Here is a 20697-nt window from a genome sequence, read left to right on the forward strand (position 1 = left end):
GGATGCTCGCCTCCGAGTCGGGGAGGGGCGAGCCCGGCCGAAGGTCGAGCTACTTCTTACTCGGCGTCATCGGATGATCGCGGCCCGAACTCGACGCCTTGTGCCAGGGGGAGCTCGACGGAGTAGTTGACCGTGTTGGTAGCGCGGCGCATGTACGATTTCCATGCGTCCGAACCGGATTCGCGCCCACCCCCGGTCTCCTTCTCGCCACCGAACGCACCCCCGATCTCGGCGCCGGAGGTGCCGATGTTGACGTTCGCGATGCCGCAGTCCGAGCCGTCCGCGGCGAGGAACCGTTCGGCCTCACGTTGGTCGGTGGTGAAGATCGCTGAGGACAACCCTTGCGGGACACCGTTGTGCAGCGCTATCGCCTCGTCGAAGGTGTCGTACGCGAGCACGTACAGGATCGGCGCGAACGTCTCGGCCCGCACGATTGCCGTCTGCTCCGGCATCCGGACCACAGCCGGCGTCACGTAGAACGACTCGCCCGAGCCGACGCGTTGACCGCCGGTGACCAACACGCCGCCATCGGCGCGCGCGGTGTCCAGGGCGGCGTGCATGGCGTGGTATGCCTTGCCCGAGATCAACGGGCCCACAAGGACACTGTCGTCGAAGGGGCTGCCGACGGTCAGCTGTCGGTATGCCCCCGCGATCCGATCGGTCACGTCGTCGACGATCGAGCGGTGGACGATCAGTCGGCGCAACGTGGTGCATCGTTGCCCCGCGGTACCGGCCGCCGCGAACACGATGCCCCGCACCGCCAGATCCAAGTCGGCCGACGCTGTCACGATGGCGGCGTTGTTGCCGCCCAGTTCCAGTAGGCAGCGGCCGAATCGCGCGGCGACCCTCGGTGCCACAGCACGACCCATCCGGACCGAACCGGTGGCGCTGACGAGGGCGACCCGGGGGTTGTCGACGAGTTGTTCTCCGACGACGGCGGTCCCGAGCACCACGTGGTGCAGCCCGTCGGGAGCTCCGGTCTCGGTGGCGGCTCGGCGCAGCAACGCGTCACACGCCATCGCGGTGAGCGGGGTCGTCTCCGACGGCTTCCAAACCACTGGGTCCCCGCACACCAGCGCGAGTGCGGTGTTCCACGACCACACCGCCACCGGGAAGTTGAACGCGGAGATCACCGCCACCACCCCGAGCGGGTGCCACGTCTCCGAGAGTCGGTGCCCGGGTCGCTCGGAACCCATCGTGCGGCCGTAGAGCTGCCGCGACAGTCCGGCGGCGAACTCGCAGATGTCGATCATCTCCTGCACCTCGCCGAGCGCCTCGGAGCGGATCTTGCCCGCCTCGAGGGTGACCAGGTCAGCTAGATCGGACTTGTGCTCGCTGAGCAGTTCCCCGAGTCGGCGTACTAATGATCCGCGCTTGGGTGCGGGCACCGTTCGCCACGTCAGGAAGGCGTCATGCGCGCCGGCGACGGCGGCCTCGACGTCGGCGGACGTGCTGGGGTGCAGGAAGGCGAGAACGGAGCCGTCGATCGGGGTACGTGCCGTGAGCGGGACAGGGCCGGCATCGCCGGCGATCGTGGGAAGTGTTGCACCGCAACGACCGAGTGCAGCGATCGCGCGAGCCGCCAAGGTGCTGGTACCGGGAAGTGTCATAAGGGGCTCTCTCCTGACTGCTCCTGCTGCCGCCGGTACAACTCGTAGGGGTCATGCACCTCGCGGCCGATGACGTCCGCGAGGGCGCCCATGTCGTACGTTGTTCTCGCTCCGCCACCCAAGTCTGCGGCACCGACTGCATCGGATTCGCCGGTACCGCCCGCGGCCAGGTTCGACCGGAAGATCCCGGCCGCGGACTTGGGCAAGAAGTCCTCGTAGACGATCGGCTCACGTATGCCGTCGTGATACGTGAAGTAAGCCATGCCGCGCTTCTCGAGCTCATCCTCCGATGTCGGGAAACTCTTGTTCCACAGTCCTTTCGAGTTCGACGGATCCGCCTCCATCAGTTCGTCGTACAGGGCGCGGCCGGACCTGGTGAGTGCGATCCCGCGGGCTTCGACCTCACCGAACCGCACCCGCAACTCGCCGTCGGTGATCGAACCGTCCGACTCGACGAAGCTGCGTGGCTCGGCCAGGGCACGAAACGATGTCTGCCGCAGCAGCACCTCCGGACCCTCCCACCGTGGCGGGCCCTGGATCCGGTCGATCATCGTGATCCCGCGCGCCGACATGCGCGCGTACAGCTCGTCGATGTCGAGCACCCGTGGCGTCAGGTGATTGATGTGGGTGCTCGAGACGCCGCCGATGTCTGCGGCCACGGCCGAGACCTGCTCGAGTTCGCGATACCAAGCCCGGTCCACCGGTTCTCCCGACAGTTCGAATACCGACGTCGCGAGCGAGACGAACCGTTCTGCCTGCTGATCGTCGAGGCCGCCGTCGTCCGCGGCTCGGCGGGCGAGGGAAAGCAGCACGTCCGGGAACAGTCTGCGCCGTGCCAGGAACGACTCGAGCCGCCGCTGCAGGTCGGGCTCGAAGAAGCGGCGGTCCGCGGTGATCAGCATCGACGTGAACACTCGGAAAGGGTTGCGAGCCAGTTCGTCCGGATCGATCGGGCGGAATGCGGTCGAGACCACCGGCACGGGAGGTGTTGCCTCGCGCAGGTCGTACAGGCCCACCGGGTACATGCCGAAACCGGCGAACAGGACCGCGACGTCGTGCATTTCGGCAGGCGTACCCACCCGGATCGCACCGTGCCGCTCGGCCGTCACCCGTGAGATGGTTCCGAAACGTTCCGCCGAGTCCGGATTCGCCTCCATGTAGTCCGCGTTGACCTGTTCGGTGACGTCGACCAGCGTCGTGTAGGCCGGCACTTCACGGCCGTACATGCGAGACAGCGCCGCAGCGAATCTCGACCGTAGCTCGTGGATTTCGGCCATCGTCCCTCGATCCTACGAGCCTCGATGCCCGGACGTGGGTGGGAACGCTGACGTAGCCTTGCGATATGAGCACCGCGGTCCGCCCCGCGGCCGGTGACTCGGACCTGCCGGCCGGGAGAGTTCACGACGTCCTGCGCGCACACATGCTCGCGGACGGGTTCGACCTGGTCCTCGACCTCGAGAACTCCCTGGGCACGCACGTCGTCGATCTGCGCGACGGCACCACCTATCTCGACATGTTCGGCTTCTTCGCCTCGTCGGCGCTCGGCATGAACCACCCGGCGCTCGCCGACGACGTCCAATTCCGCGACGAACTCGCGATGGCCGCGATCAACAAGCCCAGCAACTCGGACGTCTACACGGTGCCGATGGCGCGGTTCGTCGACACGTTCGCCCGCGTCCTCGGGGACCCCGCGCTGCCGCACCTGTTCTTCGTCGACGGCGGCACCCTCGCCGTCGAGAATGCGCTCAAGGTCGCGTTCGACTGGAAGAGCCGGCGCAACGAGGCGGCGGGGCGAGATCCCGCGCTCGGCACCCGCGTGCTGCACCTGACCGAGGCGTTCCACGGCCGCAGCGGGTACACCCTGTCGCTGACCAACACCGACCCGGCCAAGATCGCGCGCTTTCCCAAGTTCGCGTGGCCCCGGATCGACGCGCCCTATCTCGCCGACGGTCGGGACGTCGCCGCCGCCGAGGACCTTGCCCTCGGGCAGGCGCAGCGTGCGTTCGCCGAGCACCCTCACGACATCGCATGTTTCCTCGCGGAGCCGATCCAGGGCGAGGGCGGCGACCACCACTTCCGGCCGGAGTTCTTCCGTCGGATGCATGCCCAGTGCGTCGAGAACGATGCACTGTTCATCTTCGACGAGGTCCAGACCGGCTGCGGCCTGACCGGCACCGCGTGGGCGTACCAGCAGCTCGGAGTCACACCGGACGTCGTCTCGTTCGGTAAGAAGACTCAGGTGTGCGGGATCATGGCTGGAGGCCGCGTCGACGAGGTCCGCGACAACGTCTTCGAGGTCAGCTCGCGCATCAACTCCACCTGGGGCGGCAACCTCACCGACATGGTCCGCGCACGGCGCATCCTCGAGGTCATAGACGAGGACCGGTTGATCGACCGCGCGCGGCTGTGCGGGGCCCATCTCCTCGGCCGACTCGTAGAGCTCGCCGCCACCCACGACGCCGTCACCGAACCTCGTGGGCGGGGGCTGATGTGCGCGATCACCCTTCCGACCCCCGAGTTCCGGGACCGGGTACTGCTCGAGTTGCGGGAGTGCGAGCACGTGCTGTTCCTCGCGACCGGTGTGCGCGGGATCCGGTTCCGACCACCGCTCACGGTGACCATCGCGGAACTCGACGCGGCCGCCGACGCACTCGACCGGGTGCTCGTCCGGATGACGCCTTAGAGCCGATCCGCGCGGCTCGCAGTGGGATCTCGAGACCGGCCGCTGCGAGACCTCCAAGGGCCCTGACCTGAAGTCCACGGGCCTCGTCTAGTTTGGGCGCATGACGTCCACGAAGGGTGCGAGCATCCCGATCCAGTCCGTTCCCAACCTGCGCGACATCGGCGGGTACAGTACTCGCGACGGAGCCACCGTCCGTTTCGGTCGCTTCTATCGCTCAACGCACCTCAGCAAGATCAGCGTCGACGACGCTCCGCGACTAGCCGACCTCGGCCTCGCGACGGTCTTCGACCTGCGCACGGAATCCGAGCGCGACGCCGCGCCCGACAGTTTGCCGGCGTCGGTTCGTGAGGTGGCGTTGGACGTTCTTGCCGACAAGGCCTACCGGTCGGTGCCCGCGCAGATGCAGGCGGTGCTGTCCGATCCGTCGATCGCCCAGTCGATGCTTGGCGACAACCGCGCCCTCGACTACTTCCTCAGCAGCTATCGCGACTTCGTGACCCTGCCCAGCGCGGTGGCGTCGTACCGCACTCTGTTCACCGAGCTGGCTGCGCGGGCGACCCTCCCAGCCCTCGTGCACTGCACGACCGGCAAGGACCGGACAGGGTGGGCGGCGGCGTCGCTGTTGCTGCTGTTGGGTGTCGACGAGGACGACGTCTTTCACGACTACCTGCTCACCAACACCCAACTGCTGCCGGCGTTCGAGTCGGTGTTCGACAGGTTCGCCGAGGCCGGCGGAGATCCGGAACTGTTGAAGCAGGTGGTCGGGGTTCGACTGGACTACCTGAAGGCTGCGCTGGATCACATGCGGGAGAACTTCGGGTCGATCGAGGGCTACTTCGCCGACGGTCTCGGTATCGACGCCGCGGGACGGGAGTCGATCCGGACCCACCTGCTCGAAGGCTGACTTCGAACCCGGCGCTGCCGCCGGCGGCTGGTGCTCACACCGAGATGCGCATCGGACGCGCAAGCACCCGTGCGAGCACCAGCCCGATCGCGATGCCGACCGTGTCCGCGGCCGCATCCCACACCGAACCGCTGCGCTGGATCGGAAGCGCACCCTGCAACACCTCGGACACGGCGGCGAATGCCAGCAGCCATCCGGCGGTCCAAACGACACCGATGCGGGCGTAACGCGACGTCACCGCCAGCGTGGCGAACATCAGGGCGTGGGTGAGCTTGTCGCTGTTCTCCGGCCCGCTCGGGACCGTGGAGCCGGGGGAGAACAGCATCACGAGAACGATGACCGTCGCGATCGTGAGCGGCACGAACCGCGCGTCGATCCTGTCGGCCACAACGGCTGCCTTCAACGCTCGGTGAGGGCGAGCCCGAGGGCTCCTGCGGCGAAACGTCGCGCGGCGTCGAGGGCGGCGGCGAGAGCGCCGTCGTGGCCGGGACGAGCCCAGCCATCCAGGATGCACTCGGATCCCTTCGGGGTCAGGCCGACCTCCGCGAGGAGTTCACCCGTGGTGGGCTCGCACACGGCCCACGAGTAGTGCTCGTCATCGGCCCATTGTCGGGCGCGCTCGGTGACGTAGCCGGGGTCCACGACGCCGCCGTCGCGGAGCGCAGGCCCGTCGTCGACTCGCTCGTCGGCGCGCAGGGCGCGCAGGTACCAGGATCCTGCGTTGATCTCGATCGGTTCCATCAGCTGCCGCTGTGTCCCTTCTCGCCGCCGAACAGGATGGCCGCAGTCGCGGGGATGAGAAGGAAGAACAACCAACTGTGGTCGATCGGCACCAGGAAGAACAGTGCGAGCGCGACGAACGGGAGCACCGCCATGACGGTACTGCGCCAGGATCTGCCCTCGACGGTCTCGGAGGAGGCGCCTGTCCCGGGCGTCGAACCGAGAACAGGAGTCGAACCGAGCGCCGGCAGGTCGGTGAACACCTTGTCTAGTTGGCTGCGCATCATGGCTGCGGCGATCTGCCCGCTGCGCTCGTCGAACTCGGCGACCGTGAGGCGACCGTCGCTGAAGTGCTGAGTCAGCGCCTCGAGTGCCCTTTCGCGTTCTGCGGTGCCGATACGGATGTCGGGTACGTCGGCCATGTCCAAAAGACTACTAAGGCTGCCGAGAGTGCTGAGCACTGCCAGAGGAGCAATACCTGAACAGCGCTGTGCGCGCCCCTGAATCCGGGATCCGTGAGGCGCGCACAGCGATGGAACAGGTGCTACTTGAGTTCGGCCAGGACCGTGCCCTGCGTGATGGCGGCGCCCGGCTCGACCTTCAGACCCGTGACCACACCGGACTTGTGCGCGGTGACCGGGTTCTCCATCTTCATGGCCTCGAGGACGACGATCAGATCACCCTCGGCGACCTCCTGGCCCTCCTCGACGGCGACCTTGACCACGGTGCCCTGCATCGGCGCGGTCACGGCGTCACCGGACGCGGCACCGGCGCCGGAGCCGCCGCGCTTGCGCGCCTTCGGCTTCTTGCGAATGGCACCGCTCGCGCCGCCCGTATTGCCGATCGAGAACGAACCGGGCAGCGACACCTCGACACGACGGCCGCCGACCTCGACGACGACCGACTGGCGGGGGAGGTGCTCGTCGTCGTCCGCGGCAGTGCCGGCTCCCTTGTACGGCTCGATCGGGTTGTCCCACTCGGTCTCGATCCACTTGGTGTAGACGTCGAACTTCTCGACCCCGTTCTCGTCGACCTTGCCGATGAACGCGTCGTTCTCGACGATGTGGCGGTGGAACGGGATGACGGTGGCGAGGCCTTCGACCTCGAACTCGGCGAGCGCGCGGCGAGCACGCTGGAGGGCCTGCTCCCGGTTCTCGCCGGTGACGATCAGCTTGGCGAGCATCGAGTCGAACTGGCCGCCGATGACATCGCCCGCGACGACACCGGAGTCGACGCGCACGCCCGGCCCCGAGGGCTCCTTGTAGACGGTGATCGGGCCGGGAGCGGGCAGGAAGCCGCGACCGGCGTCCTCGCCGTTGATGCGGAACTCGAACGAATGGCCCCGAGGGGTCGGATCCTCGGTGATCTCGAGCTTCTCGCCGTTGGCGATGCGGAACTGCTGGCGGACCAGGTCGATGCCGGCGGTCTCCTCGGTGACCGGGTGTTCGACCTGCAGGCGGGTGTTGACCTCTAGGAACGAGACGGTGTCGCCCTGGACGAGGTACTCGACCGTACCGGCGCCGTAGTAGCCGGACTCCCTGCAAATGGCCTTCGCGGACTCGTGGATGCGGCGACGCTGGTCGTCGGTCAAGAACGGTGCCGGGGCCTCCTCGACGAGCTTCTGGAAGCGGCGCTGCAGCGAGCAGTCGCGGGTACCTGCGACGACGACGTTGCCGTGCGTGTCGGCGATCACCTGGGCCTCGACGTGGCGAGCCTTGTCGAGGTATTGCTCGACGAAGCACTCTCCGCGGCCGAAGGCGGCGGTCGCCTCGCGGGTGGCCGAGTCGAACAGCTCGGGGATCTCCTCGATGGTGTGCGCGACCTTCATGCCGCGGCCACCGCCACCGAAGGCGGCCTTGATCGCGACCGGGACCCCGTACTGCTTGGCGAACTCGACGACCTCGTCGGCGTTCTTGACCGGGTCCTTGGTGCCGGCCGCCATCGGCGCGTTGGCGCGCTCGGCGATGTGGCGGGCGGTGACCTTGTCTCCGAGGTCGCGGATGGACTGCGGCGAGGGGCCGATCCAGATCAGACCCGCGTCGAGGACTGCCTGTGCGAAGTCCGCGTTCTCGGACAAGAAGCCGTAGCCGGGGTGAATGGCGTCGGCGCCGGACTTCGCGGCGGCGTCGAGGATCTTGTCGAACACCAGGTAGGACTCGGCGGAGGTCTGGCCGCCCAGAGCGAAGGCCTCGTCAGCGAGTTTCACGAACTGTGCGTCCGCGTCCGGTTCGGCGTAGACGGCGACGCTGCCGTAGCCGGCGTCTTTCGCGGCCCGGATGACCCGCACAGCGATCTCGCCGCGGTTGGCGACGAGCACCTTCGTGATTTGCGCGCTGGCTTGAGTGGGCACTGAGCCTCCTGTGTTTCGCATGGTAGGTTCCCGCGGTTTGCTGGTGTCACCGGCAGGTGTCTGTTGGCATCTCATCGGAGTCTATGCACCAATCAGGTAACCGATGTAACCGGATAGCGCTTACACATTAAGGGCTCAGATTCCCACTGCAACCCTACTGATCAGTAGCGCTGTCGTCGTCCGCAACAGCGCCCGGTGTTGGTGGCAGCGGCCCGCCTGTCAGGAAGGTCGTTCACGAACGCCCACCGGGCGCGTGCTGGGCAGCGCAGCACGTTTCGCGCGCTCAGACGCGAAGGTGCCGCTTGATGCGCGCGAGCATGGCACTCATGCCGCGCAACCGCAACGGGCTGACCGCGTCGGCCAGGCCGAGCTCTGAATAGAAGTCGTCGGGAACCGCGAGGATCGTTGCGGCACTGTGTCCGTCGAGTCCCTGGTGGAGGATCGACGCGAAACCACGTGTCGTCGGAGCCTCGGCTGGCGCACTGAAGTGCAGTTGAACCCTGTCCCGGTCGTTGCTGTCGACGAACAGGAACAGCGGTGACTGGCATTCAGGGACCGGCTCCATCGCGTCCTGCTCGAGCTCAGGCGGCAGCGGAGCCAGTTCGCGGCTGAACTCGAGCAGCAGTTGCAGCTTGTCCTGGCCGTCGACGGCGGCGAAGTCGTCGACGATCTCGGCGAGACTCTCGGGCAGGCTCATGAGGCCACTTCCCGGGCCGAACCCGGTGTGGCGCCCGGCGCGTCACCCGGATCATCGCCCTTCACGATCGGCACCCGCACGACATTGCCCCACTCGGTCCACGAGCCGTCGTAGTTGCGAACGTTCGGGAATCCGAGCAGGTGGGTCAGGACGAACCAGGTGTGGCTCGACCGCTCACCGATCCGGCAGTAGGCGACCACGTCGTCGTCGCGCGAGAAGTCCGCGTAGATCTGCTCGAGTTCGGCACGGTTGCGGAATCGCCCGTCCGGTGCCGCGGCGCGTGCCCACGGGATCGATACCGCCGTCGGGATGTGGCCGCCGCGCAGCGCACCCTCCTCCGGGTAGTCCGGCATGTGGGTGCGTTCGCCCGTGTACTCCTGTGGGGAACGTACGTCCACTAGCGGGCCGTTGCCGAGGTGTGCCAGGACCTCGTCCCTGAACGTTCGAATACGGCTGTCGTCGCGCTCCGTGACCGGGTACTGGGTGGGTGCGGGGGTGGGGACGTCGAGCGTGGTGTCGCGACTCTCCGACAGCCATACGTCTCGGCCGCCGTCGAGCAGTCGGACGTCCTCGTGCCCGAACAGCGTGAAGACCCACAACGCGTACGCGGCCCACCAGTTGCTCTTGTCGCCGTAGATCACGACAGTGTCCGAGCGCTCGATGCCCTTGCGGCCCATCAGGTCCGCGAACGCCTTCCCGTCGATGTAGTCCCGGGTGACCGGGTCGTTGAGGTCGAGGTGCCAATCGATCTTCACAGCGCCGGGAATGTGGCCGACGTCGTAGAGCAGCACGTCCTCGTCCGACTCCACCACCTTCACGCCGGGGGCGCCCAGGTTGGCGGACAGCCACTCGGTCGAGACGAGTCGCTCTGGATGGGCGTATGCAGCGAACGCGGGATTGGAATCGGGTGCGACGGGCACTGGTGGGCTCCTGAGGCAGGTGTGGGTGGAGGGCTATCCACATCCGATTCTATGTGGTCCCACACTCGTGGGAGCGGTCGAGATCATCCACGGCTACCGGTGGGTAGCCAGTACCGTCGTGGACCGTGACGCGCCCTACCGACCACCGCCGCGACATAGCCGGCCGCCCCGACGTCGATCGGTTGGTGCGCTCGTTCTACGAGCGGGCCCTCGTCGATCCGATGCTCGCGGCGGCGTTCGAGACCCTCGCGACGGTCGGGCTGGACGAACACCTGCCTGTCGTGGGCGACTTCTGGGAGCAGATCCTTTTCCGTACCACGCGCTACCGAGGCGACTTCGCGCTCGTCCACGAGGCACTGAATAGGCAACACGGGCTCGCGGGCGAGAAGCTCGCGCGGTGGCTGGATCTGTGGTGCGAGACGGTGGACACCGAATTCGCCGGACCTGACGCTGAACGCGCGAAGACGAAAGCGATTGCTATGGCAGGTGCGCTGGGGAGAACCTGGACACCGGCGACCTAGCGGACGAGCGCGTTGGCGGCCCACAATTCAGCCACCGAGACGCCGAGCTCGCCGAGCAGGCGCCGGACGAGTGGTAGTCCGATGCCGATGACGCTGGACGGGTCCCCGTCGATTCGTTCGACGAACCAGCCGCCGAGGCTGTCGAGGGTGAAGGCTCCGGCCACCTTCAGCGGTTCACCCGATGCGAGGTAAGCCTCGAGGTCCTCGGCCGACGGGGTGCCGAAGTGGACGACCGTGCCGCTGTGGTCCGACGCCTCTGCGACGACCATGCCGCCCTCGACCCGCAGCACGCTGTGCCCGGTGAGGAGAGTCGCGCTGCGGCCGGCCATGGACTGCCAGCGGCGGCGCGCGACGTCGACGGTGTGCGGTTTGCCCTGCAGTTCGCCATCGATGAGCAGCATCGAATCGCAGCCGATCACGACGGCGTCGGTCCATCCCTCGGCGGTCAGCGAGGAAGCCACGTCACGGGCCTTGGCCTCCGCAAGCGCGGTGACGATCACCTCGGGGGCCGCTGAGGCGCCGAGATGGCCGATGAGCGCGTCCTCGTCGACGTCGGAGACACGGACGGTGGGTTCGACCCCGGCGCCCCGCAGCACGGTCAACCGTGCCGGGGACGCCGAGGCGAGAACCAGTCGGGTCACCACTGTGGGAACCACACGATCAACACTGTGGGAACCACACGATCAACACTGTGGGAACCACACGATCAACACTGTTCGAACCACGCAATCAGCACAGTATGAACCGCTCGATCAGGACGGACGCGCCGCGACCGGGTTGCCGAACGAGTGGGGCGAGAAAGCCCCGTGCCCGCGGTGCATGCGGGTCGGTGAACCCCATGTCTCGGGCGGGCGGGGGTCCGTCACCGCGTCACCCGCGCCTTCCGCCGCGGCCGTGAAGACTGCGACGAGCGCGCCGATCTCCTCTTCCGACGGGTTGCCCTTGACGATCTTGATCAGCGGTGTTTTGGGATCGGCCGCCTCATCGGCCTCCTGCGACTCCAGACCGGCGATCGCCTCCTCCAGTTCGGCACCCTCGAGTGCCGCGGCGTCGACCGACGGCGTCAGCAGCTCCGTGTCGGTGAGCAAATCTTCCCGGGTTGTGGCGGTCATAGAGGGATGTTCCCATGCTTCTTGGGCGGAAGTGAAACCATCTTGCGCTCGAGTAGCCGTAGAGCCGAGACAATTTGTCCGCGGGTGTGCGACGGAGGAATCACAGCGTCGATGTAGCCTCGCTCAGCCGCAATGTACGGGTTCACCAGAGTGTCCTCGTACTCCTGCTGCAGCTTCAGACGCAATGCGTCGACGTCCTCGCCGTTCTTGGCCGCCTCGAGCAACTGCTTGCGGTAGACGAATCCGACAGCGCCTGACGCGCCCATGACCGCGATCTGGGCGCTCGGCCACGCCAGGTTGACGTCTGCACCCATGTGCTTGGAGCCCATGACGTCGTACGCGCCGCCGTATGCCTTGCGGGTGATGACGGTGATCTTTCCTACCGTGGCCTCACCGTACGCGTACAGGAGCTTTGCGCCGCGACGGATGATGCCGTTGTACTCCTGGTCGGTGCCGGGCAGGAAGCCCGGGACGTCGACCAGCGTGATGATCGGGACGTTGAACGCATCGCAGGTACGGACGAAGCGCGCGGCCTTCTCCGAGGCATCGATGTCGAGGCAGCCGGCAAACTGAGTGGGCTGGTTGGCGACGATGCCGACGCTGCGGCCGTCGACGCGGCCGAAGCCGACGATGACGTTGCCGGCACGCCCGGCCTGAACCTCCAGGAACTCGTCGTCGTCGAGGATGCGGCGGATGACCTCGTGCATGTCGTACGGCTGGTTCGCCGAATCCGGGATCAGCGTGTCGAGTTCGCGATCCTCGTCGGTGAGAAAGTCCTCGATCGAGCCGTCGATCGGATCGGACGGCAGCATGCGTGGGGCTGCGGCCTGGTTGTTGCTCGGCAAGTACGACAGCAGGTCCTTGACGTAGTCGAGGGCGTCCTGCTCGTCGGTGGCGACGTAGTGCGCGACACCGGACTTGGTCATGTGGGTACGGGCGCCACCGAGATCCTCCATGGTGACGTCCTCGCCGGTGACGGTCTTGATGACGTCGGGGCCGGTGACGAACATCTGGCTGGCCTCGTCGACCATGACGATGAAGTCGGTGAGGGCGGGCGAGTAAACGTGGCCACCCGCTGCTGGGCCCATGACCAGGGAGATCTGTGGGATGACACCCGAGGCCTGGACGTTGCGGTGGAAGATCTCGCCGTACAGGCCGAGTGAGACGACGCCCTCCTGGATTCGGGCACCGGCACCCTCGTTGATGCCGATCAGCGGACGGCCGGTCTTGAGCGCCAGATCCATGACCTTGACGATCTTCTCGCCGTAGATCTCGCCGAGACTGCCGCCGAACACGGTCGCGTCCTGGCTGAACACGCAGACGTCGCGGCCGTCGATGGTGCCGTAGCCCGTGACGACGCCGTCGCCGAGGGGACGGTTGTCGGCGAGGCCGAAGTTCGAGCTGCGATGCCGCGCAAGCGCGTCGACCTCGACGAACGAGCCCTCGTCCAACAGCGCGTGGATGCGCTCGCGGGCCGTCAGCTTGCCCTTCGCGTGGACCTTCTCGACGGCGGCCTCGCCCATCGGCTGCACTGCCTGCGCCTGGCGGTTCCGCAGGTCAGCGAGCTTTCCCGCCGTTGTGTGGATATCCGGGGTATTCGCCGCCTCCGCCGCGGCTGGCTCCTGCACACTGGTCATGACAAGTGAGCTTAGCCAGGTCTGTCGGCCTCGCGTCTAGTGAGGTGGGGTTGCGTTGAATTATTCAACCTAAGCTACTCACGGGTCACTTTCCAGTCGCATCCTAGGCTGGGTGGAATGTGGACCGATCTGAACCGCCCTCCGCTCGATGTGAGTGCGCTTCGACGCGCTCTCGTTCGTCACCCCGGGGGTGACCCGAAGGCGTTCTGGTCGCGCCTGGACGTGGTGACAGAGACCGGTTCCACCAACGCCGACCTGCTCGCCCGGGCGAAGGAGCCGGACTACGCGCGCAGCGTCCTGATCGCCGAATACCAGACGGGCGGCCGGGGCAGGCATGCGCGTACCTGGGTGAGTGCGCCGCGGGCGCTGGTGACGTTGTCGGCGGTGCTCGACATGCCCGGGATCGACCTGACCGACCTCGGCTGGCTGCCACTGCTGTCGGGCATTGCGGTGGTCGACGCTCTGAACGACGTGGCCGGCGTCGAGACGGAACTCAAATGGCCGAACGACGTTCTGATCGAGGACCGGAAGGTCGCAGGAATCCTCACCGAGGTGGCGTCGACGGAGCCGGTCCCGACGGTCGTCGTCGGCATCGGGCTGAACGTGACCCTGACGCGGGAGGAGCTTCCGGTGCCCACGGCTACATCTCTGGCGCTCGAAAACGCCGGCGTCACCGACCGCACCGTTCTGGTGCGCGCGATGCTGCGAGCGCTCGCCGAGCGGTGGCGTCAGTGGCAGTCCGCGGACTGGAAGGTGGACGAACTGGCGGCGGCATACCGTGAGCGGTGTGGCACGCTCGGCCGCCTGGTACGCGCCGAGCTCCCGGGAGACCGGGAGCTCGTTGGGATCGCGACCGATGTGGACCGACAAGGACGAGTCGTGATCAAGCCGAAGAGTGAGTCGCCGGTCGCGGTATCGGCCGGCGACGTCACCCATCTGCGCGTGGTGTGAACTTCACGCTGCGCGTGGTGTCAGCCTCACGCCGTCTCGGGCTTCCAAGTGGCGACCGCCCAGATCACCACGACGTCGAGCGCGATGATCAGGATCGACCACAGCGGATACCACGGAATCCACAGGAAGTTCGCGATGATCGACAGCGCCGCGATGACGATGGCCGCCACCCGCGCCCACATCGCCCCGGTCATCAGAGCCAGACCGACGAGGACGACGACAGCGCCGATGATCAGGTGGATCCAGCCCCACGCGGTGAGGTCGAACTGGTAGATGTAGTCCGGGCCGACGACGAACACGTCGTCCTTGGTCAGTGCCGAGATGCCCTGGAAGATCTGCAGGATTCCTACCGTGACGAGGATGACCGCAGCGGCGAGTGACGCACCTGCCGCGAGCCCCTGTCCGGAGCCCCCGCCGCCCGAACCGTGCGTCGTCGGTGTGTTGGTCGTCATCGCAGTTCCCCTTTCGATCGCTCACCGGTGGAGAAGCCACTTCATCAGGTGCAGTCTGCAATGTCTCAGTTCGCGAAACCTCATCCCCGAAGGGTGAAATCGTCCGCCGGAAGGGTGAAAATTGCGCGCTTTGCCCACGACGAGGAGTCGGTGTGTACGGAATCGCCGGACAATCACTCGCAGAGTGTGTCGTGCTGATACTTTGACGCTGAATCACCAGCAATTTTCGTGAGGAGTCGGTAGCCGCAGCAGGGGGTAGAGATGAACGCACAGCAGGGAATGTCCGCAGGTTCCGGCGAAGCGTGGGCGGCCGGTGACTCCAAGGACCAGGAGACCGCCGATCGTATGTTGACGGCACTGACCGTCGTGTTCGGCCTCCTCACCCTCGGTCTCGGAATCGCCATATTGGTATGGCCGAGCGCGACGCTCGTCGTCGTCGCCGTGCTCATCGCGATCCAGGTGTTCGCGTTCGGGATCATCCAGATCGTGCGGTCCTTCGCCGAGGTCAATGCTCCGACGGCGGCGCGCACGCTGACTGGATTGTCGGGCGCGCTCGCGGTTCTGCTCGGATTCCTCGTTCTCCGCAGTCCGCTGCAGACACTCGTGGTCATCGCACTCGTGATCGGCGCGTGGTGGGTCTTCCGTGGCGTGCTCGACATCGTCGCGGGCGCCACGGAGGTTCCGGGCAACCGGGCCGTGAGCATCGTCCTCGGAATCATCAGTGTCGTCGCAGGCGCGATTGTGCTGCTGCAGCCGGAACTTTCACTCGGCGTGTTCGTAATCGTCGTCGGAGTCTGGATGATCCTGTACGGCGTCATCGTCGTCGCGGCGGCTTTCCTGGCGCGCCGCACGAGCTGAGCTGAAGCCCACCACCCGCGGGATCACTGTCACACTCTTCACATGAGATACCCGCAGGACGCGCTGGCGGCGGACGAGCAACTCGTGCTCCACCGGCATCCGCACTGGAAGAGTCTCGTCGTCCCGTCGGTGATCTTCATCCTGGCGACCGCAATCGCTGGTTTCGCCGTGGGACTCGCTCAGTCGCAACTGATCGGCGGCACCGTGACGGTCGTGTCGATCCTGGTCGGAGCGTCGTGGCTGGGACTCGTGGCGTGGAAGGTCTTGGTCCCGGTACTGCGGTGGAAGTCGACGCACTTCATCGTCACCGACCGGCGAGTGATGGTCCGGCAAGGGGTCATGACCCACACGGGTATAGACATCCCAATGAACCGGATCAGCAATGTCCAGTTCCGGCACGGGCTCGTCGACAGGATGCTGCGCACCGGCACGCTCGTGATCGTCGCGTCGTCAGACGATCCGCTCGAATTCGATGACATTCCCGAGGTCCAGAGGGTCCACTCGCTGCTGTACCACCAGGTGTTCGATTCGGCGAACATCCCGCACGAACGCTACCCGGGTGGTGGTTCGGGCCGTGCAGGTGAAGAAGGTCGAAATTATTGGAAAGGCTGGTTATAGGACCGCATCGGCTCGCGTAATCGTAGGCTGTCGTCGTGACCGCCGTACTGCTTGCCGAAGATGACGAAGCCATCGCTGCGCCGCTGTCGCGTGCTCTCGGCCGCGAGGGCTACACCGTCACGACCGAACAGACCGGGCCGGCCGCGCTCGAGCGCGCGCTCACCGGTGAGTTCGAGCTCCTGATCCTAGACCTCGGGCTTCCGGGGATGGACGGGCTCGAAGTGTGCCGTCAGTTGCGTGCACACAGCCTGGACCTGGCCGTACTGATGCTGACTGCGCGAACCGACGAGGTCGACTTCGTCGTCGGCTTGGACGCGGGCGCTGACGACTACGTCGGCAAGCCGTTCCGGCTCGCCGAACTGATGGCGCGGGTCCGTGCGCTGCTGCGCCGAAGCGGCGGCGGCGAGGACGTCGTCGTCGAGGTCGCCGGCATCCGCCTCGAGCCCGCCGCTCGTCGCGTCCTGGTCAACGGGTCCGAGATCGCGTTGGCGAACAAGGAGTACGAGTTGCTTCGGGTGCTGCTCGAGCACGCCGGTCAGGTCGTCTCGCGCGACACCATCCTGCGGGAGGTGTGGGGCGACGTGGAACTGCGTGGCTCGAAAACGCTCGACATGCACATGTCCTGGCTGCGTCGCAAGATCGGTGACGAGGGGGCGGGTGCGGATCGCCGGATCGCGACCGTGCGCGGAGTCGGGTTCCGGATCAACACCGACTAGGTTCTCGGCACCGTGCGTCGCAGAATCCTGCAGTCGATCCTCGCGGTCGTCATCTTCACGGGTCTGCTGCTCGGTGTCCCGCTGATCTCTACGGCGTGGCTGTGGGTTGACGACTTCACCCGCAGCGACCTCCAGAACCGGCTTGACCGGATGGCCGTGGAGATCATCACGCAGCAAGGCAGTGCCGGCGTCGTCGAGGGCGAGCTGGACACGACCTCCCTGCGTCTGGCCGTACCCGAGGGCGGCAAGCTCGTCGTGGTCTATCCCACCCCCGAGGACGGGGCTGCACGGATGGACATAGGGGCGGAGTCGGTGCCCTCGCCGCTCGTCGAGTCGCTGTCGATGGGTACGTCCGGGTCGCTGCGGCTCGAGGTGCCGTCCGACCGGATGCGGACGCTACAGCGTCAGGCGGTGGGCGCGGTGACCCTGCTGGTCCTCGGTTCGATGGGCGCCGGCGCCGCCGTCGCTGTAGTGACCGCCAAACGCCTCGCAGATCCCCTCAGAGACGTTGCGGAGCGCGCGGCTCGGCTCGCCGAGGGCGACTTCCGTCCGGACTCCCGCAGGCACGGCATCCCGGAACTCGATCGCGTGTCCGACGTGCTCGATTCGGCGACCGTCGAGATATCGGGGCGTTTGCAACGTGAGCACGCGCTCGTCGGCGATGTCTCGCACCAGTTGCGCAGCCGACTGACAGCGGTGCACCTGCGTCTCGACGAATTGTCCGGACACCCGGATCCCTCCGTGGTGCACGAGGCGGAGGAAGCGATGGCACAGGTCGATCGGCTCACCGTCGCCGTGGACGATCTCGTGCGATCGTCCCGCGACGGTGATGCCGCCAGCCACGAGCCGGTCTCGGTGGTACGGGAACTCGCGAGCGTCGTCGCGGACTGGCAGGGTCCGTTCAAAGACTCCGGCCGGGTACTGCGCCTGCGGGGCGAGCCACGTTTGACCTCGTCAGCGACTGGGTCGCGGCTGCGTGAGGCGGTATCGGTGCTGATCGACAACTCCCTGCAGCACGGCGCGGGCACCTGCACGGTCTCTGTCCGGCTCGTGTCGGGTCCGGTGGGACGAGGATCCTCGACGGATCCGCTCGATTCCCGTGTATGCGTGGAGGTATCCGACGAGGGCGAGGGGGTCAGCGACAAACTGGCGCCGCACATCTTCGACCGCGGATTCTCCGGGGCCGGATCGACCGGGGTCGGGTTGGCGCTCGCACGAGCACTTGTGGAGGCGGACGGCGGGCGTCTCGAACTCCAGCGCAGACGACCCGCACTGTTCGCGGTGTTCCTTTCGCCAGTTCGTGACGACGCTCCGACGCGGGTGGCCGGTATCCACGAACCGCGCTAGTCGGCCATCGACTGTTTCCTACGCGGCCTGTCCCCTACGCGATCTGTTTCCTACGCGGCCTGTCTCATATACGGCCGGGATCGTCTGCCGCCAGCCCCGCCGGTTCGGGCTGGTCGATCTCCTCGTAGCCGGTCGAGTCCTCCGGGAAGACCCATCGGCGGAAAGACCAGAATCGGAAGGTCATCTGCAGCAGATTGCCGATGATGTAGTTGAGGACGAAGTCGACGACCACGAGGGTCGTGAAGGTCAGGGAGGTGCGGATGTCGAAGATGTTGTTCGCGATCCACAGCGGTGCCGCCGCGATGATGACGCCGACGCCACTGATCGTGAAGAACAGCAGCGCCTCGTGATGGCGTTCGCGTCCACCACGGTGCTTGAACGACCACTCACGATTGAGGATGTAGCTCAGGATCGTCGCAATGACGCCCGAAAAGACCTTGGCGACGACAGGCTTCTGCTCGAGGATCGACAGGCTCAGCGTGTAGAAGATCGCGAGGTCGACCACCATGGTCGTGCCGCCGACGATCGCGAACTTGACGAACTCATGGTGGCGAACGGCGATGGTCCGGAAGGGCTGCGGAACTCGGCTGATCGCCGCATCGACGAAAGACACAACGAAGTATTGTACGAATCCGTAATCTCATCGATGCAGCAGATGGTGATCTATCAGGTTCTTCACAGGTAGCGATACCGGACGACCTCGGCAGAAGTGCTGACGGCGAACGTGACACCATGGTGTGTCGTGACCGGCAAATCTGATTCCGAAGCTCGCCCCACCCCGCAGCGTGATCTCCCGAGCGGGATGCCAGTGGTGACGATGATCGGTGGCGGTCAGCTCGCCCGCATGACCCATCAGGCCGCGATCGAGTTGGGACAGACCCTGCGGGTGCTCGCGGAAGGCATCGACGAGCCCGCCGCACAGGTCAGTCCCGACGTCGTGCTCGGCAGTCACACCGACCTCGCGGCACTCCGCAAGGCCGCCGTCGGATCGGTTGCGCTCACTTTCGATCACGAACACGTCCCCACCCAGCACCTCGACGCCCTGGTGGCAGAGGGCGTCAACGTTCAACCCCCGCCACAGGCTCTCGTGTACGCGCAGGACAAACTGGCGATGCGGCGCAAGCTCAGCGAGATGGGTGTCCCGGTCCCAGCCTTCGCGGAGGTCACCTGGGCCGAGGACGTCATCCGGTTCGGTGCCGAGCACGGCTGGCCCGTCGTCCTCAAGGCCGTACGCGGCGGCTACGACGGTCGCGGTGTCTGGATCACCGACGACTCCGACGAGGCCGAGTCGATTGTCGCCGAGCAACTAGACAGGGGCGTCGCGCTCATGGTCGAGCAGGCGGTCGACTTCACCCGAGAACTCTCCGCGATGGTCGCGCGCTCGCCGTTCGGGCAGGGCGCGTCCTGGCCGGTTGTCGAGACGGTGCAGCGAAATGGGCAGTGCGCGGTCGTGCTTGCGCCCGCTCCGCAGCTGTCGGCGGACCTCGCGACGGAGGCCGAGCGGCTGGCGTTGCGCGTGGCGTCCGAATTGGGCGTTGTGGGTGCGATGGCCGTCGAGCTGTTCGAAACCACCGATGGGACGCTGGTCGTCAATGAACTGGCAATGCGTCCACACAATTCCGGGCACTGGACACAGGACGGCGCACGGACGTCGCAGTTCGAGCAGCATCTGCGAGCCGTCCTGGACTACCCGCTCGGTGACACCTCGCCCATCGCACCGGTCACTGTGATGGCGAACGTCCTCGGCGCGCCCGAGGCGCCGACCATGAGCGTGGATGAGCGGCTGCACCATCTGTTCGCGCGCATGCCCGACGCCAAGGTGCACCTCTACGGCAAGGGAGAACGCAAGGACCGCAAGATCGGTCACGTCAATGTGGTTGGCGGTGCCGAGGGTTCACCGGACGACGCCGCGTACGTGGCCGACGTGCGCGAGCGTGCGGAGCGGGCGGCACACTGGCTGTCGCACGCCGAGTGGACCGACGGCTGGGATGAGCACGGGACGGGATGATGCTGGGCGGAATGAGCACGGCCGGGGGACACTGTCCGGGACGGAACACACGGGGAGTAGCACGAAGTGACTGAATCGAACGGGCCCCTCGTCGGGCTGATCATGGGCAGCGACTCGGACTGGCCGACGATGGAGGCCGCCGCCGAGGCGCTGGCCGAGTTCGGCATCAGGTTCGAGGTGGGTGTCGTGTCGGCACACCGCACCCCGCAGCGAATGCTCGACTACGCCCGGGACGCGGCGGGACGCGGCATCAAGGTCATCATCGCGGGCGCCGGCGGCGCTGCACACCTGCCCGGCATGGTCGCGTCGGCGACCCCGCTTCCGGTGATCGGCGTGCCGGTTCCGCTCGCGTACCTCGACGGCATGGATTCGTTGCTGTCGATCGTGCAGATGCCCGCTGGGGTCCCCGTCGCCACGGTGTCGATCGGTGGCGCCCGTAACGCGGGGCTGCTGGCCGCACGCATCCTCGGCGCGTCGGATCCGGCTTTACTGCAGCGTATGGCCGAGTTCCAGGCCGGCCTCGAGCAAATGGTTCTCGACAAGGACGAGTCGCTGCGCCGCAAGCTGCTCGGCTGAGCGGTACTGGATCGAAT

At 66.6% G+C, this 20697-nt stretch carries 23 protein-coding genes; 10 read left to right on the plus strand and 13 right to left on the minus strand.

What is annotated here, in order from left to right:
• Window positions 1-56: 56 nt before the first annotated feature.
• Entirely contained in the window at window positions 57-1610 is a 1554-nt protein-coding gene (gene amaB, locus EGT50_RS00810; RefSeq protein WP_127950725.1) for an L-piperidine-6-carboxylate dehydrogenase, read from the minus strand.
• A complete protein-coding gene (gene hglS, locus EGT50_RS00815) occupies window positions 1607-2887 on the minus strand; it encodes a 2-oxoadipate dioxygenase/decarboxylase (protein ID WP_127950726.1) in 1281 nt (426 codons plus the stop codon). The genes amaB and hglS overlap by 4 nt, the downstream gene beginning before the upstream one ends.
• Before the next feature lie 65 nt (window positions 2888-2952).
• Here hglS and lat point away from each other — a divergent pair, with 65 nt between their 5' ends.
• Window positions 2953-4293: an L-lysine 6-transaminase gene (gene lat, locus EGT50_RS00820; protein WP_127950727.1), complete on the plus strand. Its 1341-nt coding sequence runs from the start codon at window positions 2953-2955 to the stop codon at window positions 4291-4293.
• A gap of 100 nt (window positions 4294-4393) precedes the next feature.
• Window positions 4394-5197 (plus strand): tyrosine-protein phosphatase, encoded by an 804-nt coding sequence (locus EGT50_RS00825; protein WP_127950728.1) that lies wholly within the window; start codon window positions 4394-4396, stop codon window positions 5195-5197.
• A gap of 34 nt (window positions 5198-5231) precedes the next feature.
• Here EGT50_RS00825 and EGT50_RS00830 read toward each other — a convergent pair whose 3' ends face one another.
• From EGT50_RS00830 to EGT50_RS00855, 6 genes are all read right to left on the minus strand, one after another.
• Window positions 5232-5585, minus strand: a complete 354-nt coding sequence (locus EGT50_RS00830) for a VanZ family protein (protein ID WP_408014569.1) — start codon at window positions 5583-5585, stop codon at window positions 5232-5234.
• Between the two features lie 11 nt (window positions 5586-5596).
• Complete coding sequence (locus tag EGT50_RS00835) at window positions 5597-5938, minus strand: hypothetical protein (RefSeq protein WP_127950729.1); 342 nt, start codon at window positions 5936-5938, stop codon at window positions 5597-5599.
• The gene (locus tag EGT50_RS00840; protein ID WP_127950730.1) at window positions 5938-6339 is read right to left on the minus strand and encodes a DUF1707 SHOCT-like domain-containing protein; all 402 of its coding nucleotides are present in this window, start codon (window positions 6337-6339) and stop codon (window positions 5938-5940) included. Before EGT50_RS00840 ends, EGT50_RS00835 begins: the two co-directional genes overlap by 1 nt.
• 122 nt (window positions 6340-6461) lie before the next feature.
• Window positions 6462-8267 carry an acetyl/propionyl/methylcrotonyl-CoA carboxylase subunit alpha gene (locus EGT50_RS00845; RefSeq protein WP_127950731.1) on the minus strand — a complete coding sequence of 602 codons (1806 nt, stop codon included), beginning with the start codon at window positions 8265-8267 and terminating at the stop codon, window positions 6462-6464.
• Window positions 8268-8550: 283 nt separating this feature from the next.
• The gene (locus EGT50_RS00850) at window positions 8551-8964 is read right to left on the minus strand and encodes a SufE family protein (RefSeq protein WP_127950732.1); all 414 of its coding nucleotides are present in this window, start codon (window positions 8962-8964) and stop codon (window positions 8551-8553) included.
• The gene (locus EGT50_RS00855; RefSeq protein ID WP_127950733.1) at window positions 8961-9884 is read right to left on the minus strand and encodes a sulfurtransferase; all 924 of its coding nucleotides are present in this window, start codon (window positions 9882-9884) and stop codon (window positions 8961-8963) included. The genes EGT50_RS00850 and EGT50_RS00855 overlap by 4 nt, the downstream gene beginning before the upstream one ends.
• A 125-nt stretch (window positions 9885-10009) precedes the next feature.
• Here EGT50_RS00855 and EGT50_RS00860 point away from each other — a divergent pair, with 125 nt between their 5' ends.
• Window positions 10010-10405 (plus strand): group III truncated hemoglobin, encoded by a 396-nt coding sequence (locus tag EGT50_RS00860; RefSeq protein WP_127950734.1) that lies wholly within the window; start codon window positions 10010-10012, stop codon window positions 10403-10405.
• Here the strand turns inward: EGT50_RS00860 and EGT50_RS00865 are convergent.
• The 3 genes from EGT50_RS00865 to EGT50_RS00875 all read right to left on the minus strand — a co-directional run bounded on the left by EGT50_RS00865 (window position 10402) and on the right by EGT50_RS00875 (window position 13154).
• A complete protein-coding gene (locus EGT50_RS00865) occupies window positions 10402-11046 on the minus strand; it encodes a Maf family protein (RefSeq protein WP_127951323.1) in 645 nt (214 codons plus the stop codon). The two genes, EGT50_RS00860 and EGT50_RS00865, sit on opposite strands and share 4 nt — an antisense overlap.
• A gap of 111 nt (window positions 11047-11157) precedes the next feature.
• Window positions 11158-11517: an acyl-CoA carboxylase subunit epsilon gene (locus tag EGT50_RS00870; protein ID WP_127950735.1), complete on the minus strand. Its 360-nt coding sequence runs from the start codon at window positions 11515-11517 to the stop codon at window positions 11158-11160.
• Window positions 11514-13154, minus strand: a complete 1641-nt coding sequence (locus EGT50_RS00875; RefSeq protein ID WP_127950736.1) for an acyl-CoA carboxylase subunit beta — start codon at window positions 13152-13154, stop codon at window positions 11514-11516. The genes EGT50_RS00870 and EGT50_RS00875 overlap by 4 nt, the downstream gene beginning before the upstream one ends.
• Window positions 13155-13271: 117 nt before the next feature.
• On the opposite strand from EGT50_RS00875, the gene EGT50_RS00880 reads away from it, so the two are divergent.
• Window positions 13272-14105 (plus strand): biotin--[acetyl-CoA-carboxylase] ligase, encoded by an 834-nt coding sequence (locus tag EGT50_RS00880; protein WP_127950737.1) that lies wholly within the window; start codon window positions 13272-13274, stop codon window positions 14103-14105.
• A gap of 26 nt (window positions 14106-14131) precedes the next feature.
• Here the strand turns inward: EGT50_RS00880 and EGT50_RS00885 are convergent, their stop codons facing one another.
• Window positions 14132-14557, minus strand: a complete 426-nt coding sequence (locus EGT50_RS00885) for a DUF7144 family membrane protein (RefSeq protein WP_127950738.1) — start codon at window positions 14555-14557, stop codon at window positions 14132-14134.
• A gap of 279 nt (window positions 14558-14836) precedes the next feature.
• Here EGT50_RS00885 and EGT50_RS00890 point away from each other — a divergent pair, with 279 nt between their 5' ends.
• The 4 genes from EGT50_RS00890 to EGT50_RS00905 are packed head-to-tail and all read left to right on the plus strand — an operon-like array spanning window position 14837 to window position 18096.
• Window positions 14837-15415 (plus strand): HdeD family acid-resistance protein, encoded by a 579-nt coding sequence (locus tag EGT50_RS00890; RefSeq protein ID WP_127951324.1) that lies wholly within the window; start codon window positions 14837-14839, stop codon window positions 15413-15415.
• Window positions 15416-15457: 42 nt separating this feature from the next.
• Window positions 15458-16033: a PH domain-containing protein gene (locus tag EGT50_RS00895; RefSeq protein ID WP_127950739.1), complete on the plus strand. Its 576-nt coding sequence runs from the start codon at window positions 15458-15460 to the stop codon at window positions 16031-16033.
• Window positions 16034-16068: 35 nt separating this feature from the next.
• Complete coding sequence (locus EGT50_RS00900; protein ID WP_127946253.1) at window positions 16069-16749, plus strand: response regulator transcription factor; 681 nt, start codon at window positions 16069-16071, stop codon at window positions 16747-16749.
• Between the two features lie 12 nt (window positions 16750-16761).
• Entirely contained in the window at window positions 16762-18096 is a 1335-nt protein-coding gene (locus EGT50_RS00905; protein WP_127950740.1) for a sensor histidine kinase, read from the plus strand.
• 64 nt (window positions 18097-18160) lie between these two features.
• On the opposite strand, the gene EGT50_RS00910 is transcribed toward EGT50_RS00905, so the two are convergent.
• Complete coding sequence (locus EGT50_RS00910) at window positions 18161-18709, minus strand: GtrA family protein (RefSeq protein WP_127950741.1); 549 nt, start codon at window positions 18707-18709, stop codon at window positions 18161-18163.
• A 129-nt stretch (window positions 18710-18838) separates the two neighbouring features.
• Here EGT50_RS00910 and EGT50_RS00915 point away from each other — a divergent pair, with 129 nt between their 5' ends.
• A complete protein-coding gene (locus EGT50_RS00915; protein WP_127950742.1) occupies window positions 18839-20104 on the plus strand; it encodes a 5-(carboxyamino)imidazole ribonucleotide synthase in 1266 nt (421 codons plus the stop codon).
• A gap of 102 nt (window positions 20105-20206) precedes the next feature.
• On the plus strand, window positions 20207-20680 hold the full coding sequence (purE, locus tag EGT50_RS00920; protein WP_127951325.1) for a 5-(carboxyamino)imidazole ribonucleotide mutase: 474 nt from the start codon (window positions 20207-20209) through the stop codon (window positions 20678-20680).
• Window positions 20681-20697 lie beyond the last annotated feature (17 nt).

The organism is Rhodococcus xishaensis (assembly GCF_004011825.1).
GTDB lineage: Bacteria > Actinomycetota > Actinomycetes > Mycobacteriales > Mycobacteriaceae > Prescottella > Prescottella xishaensis.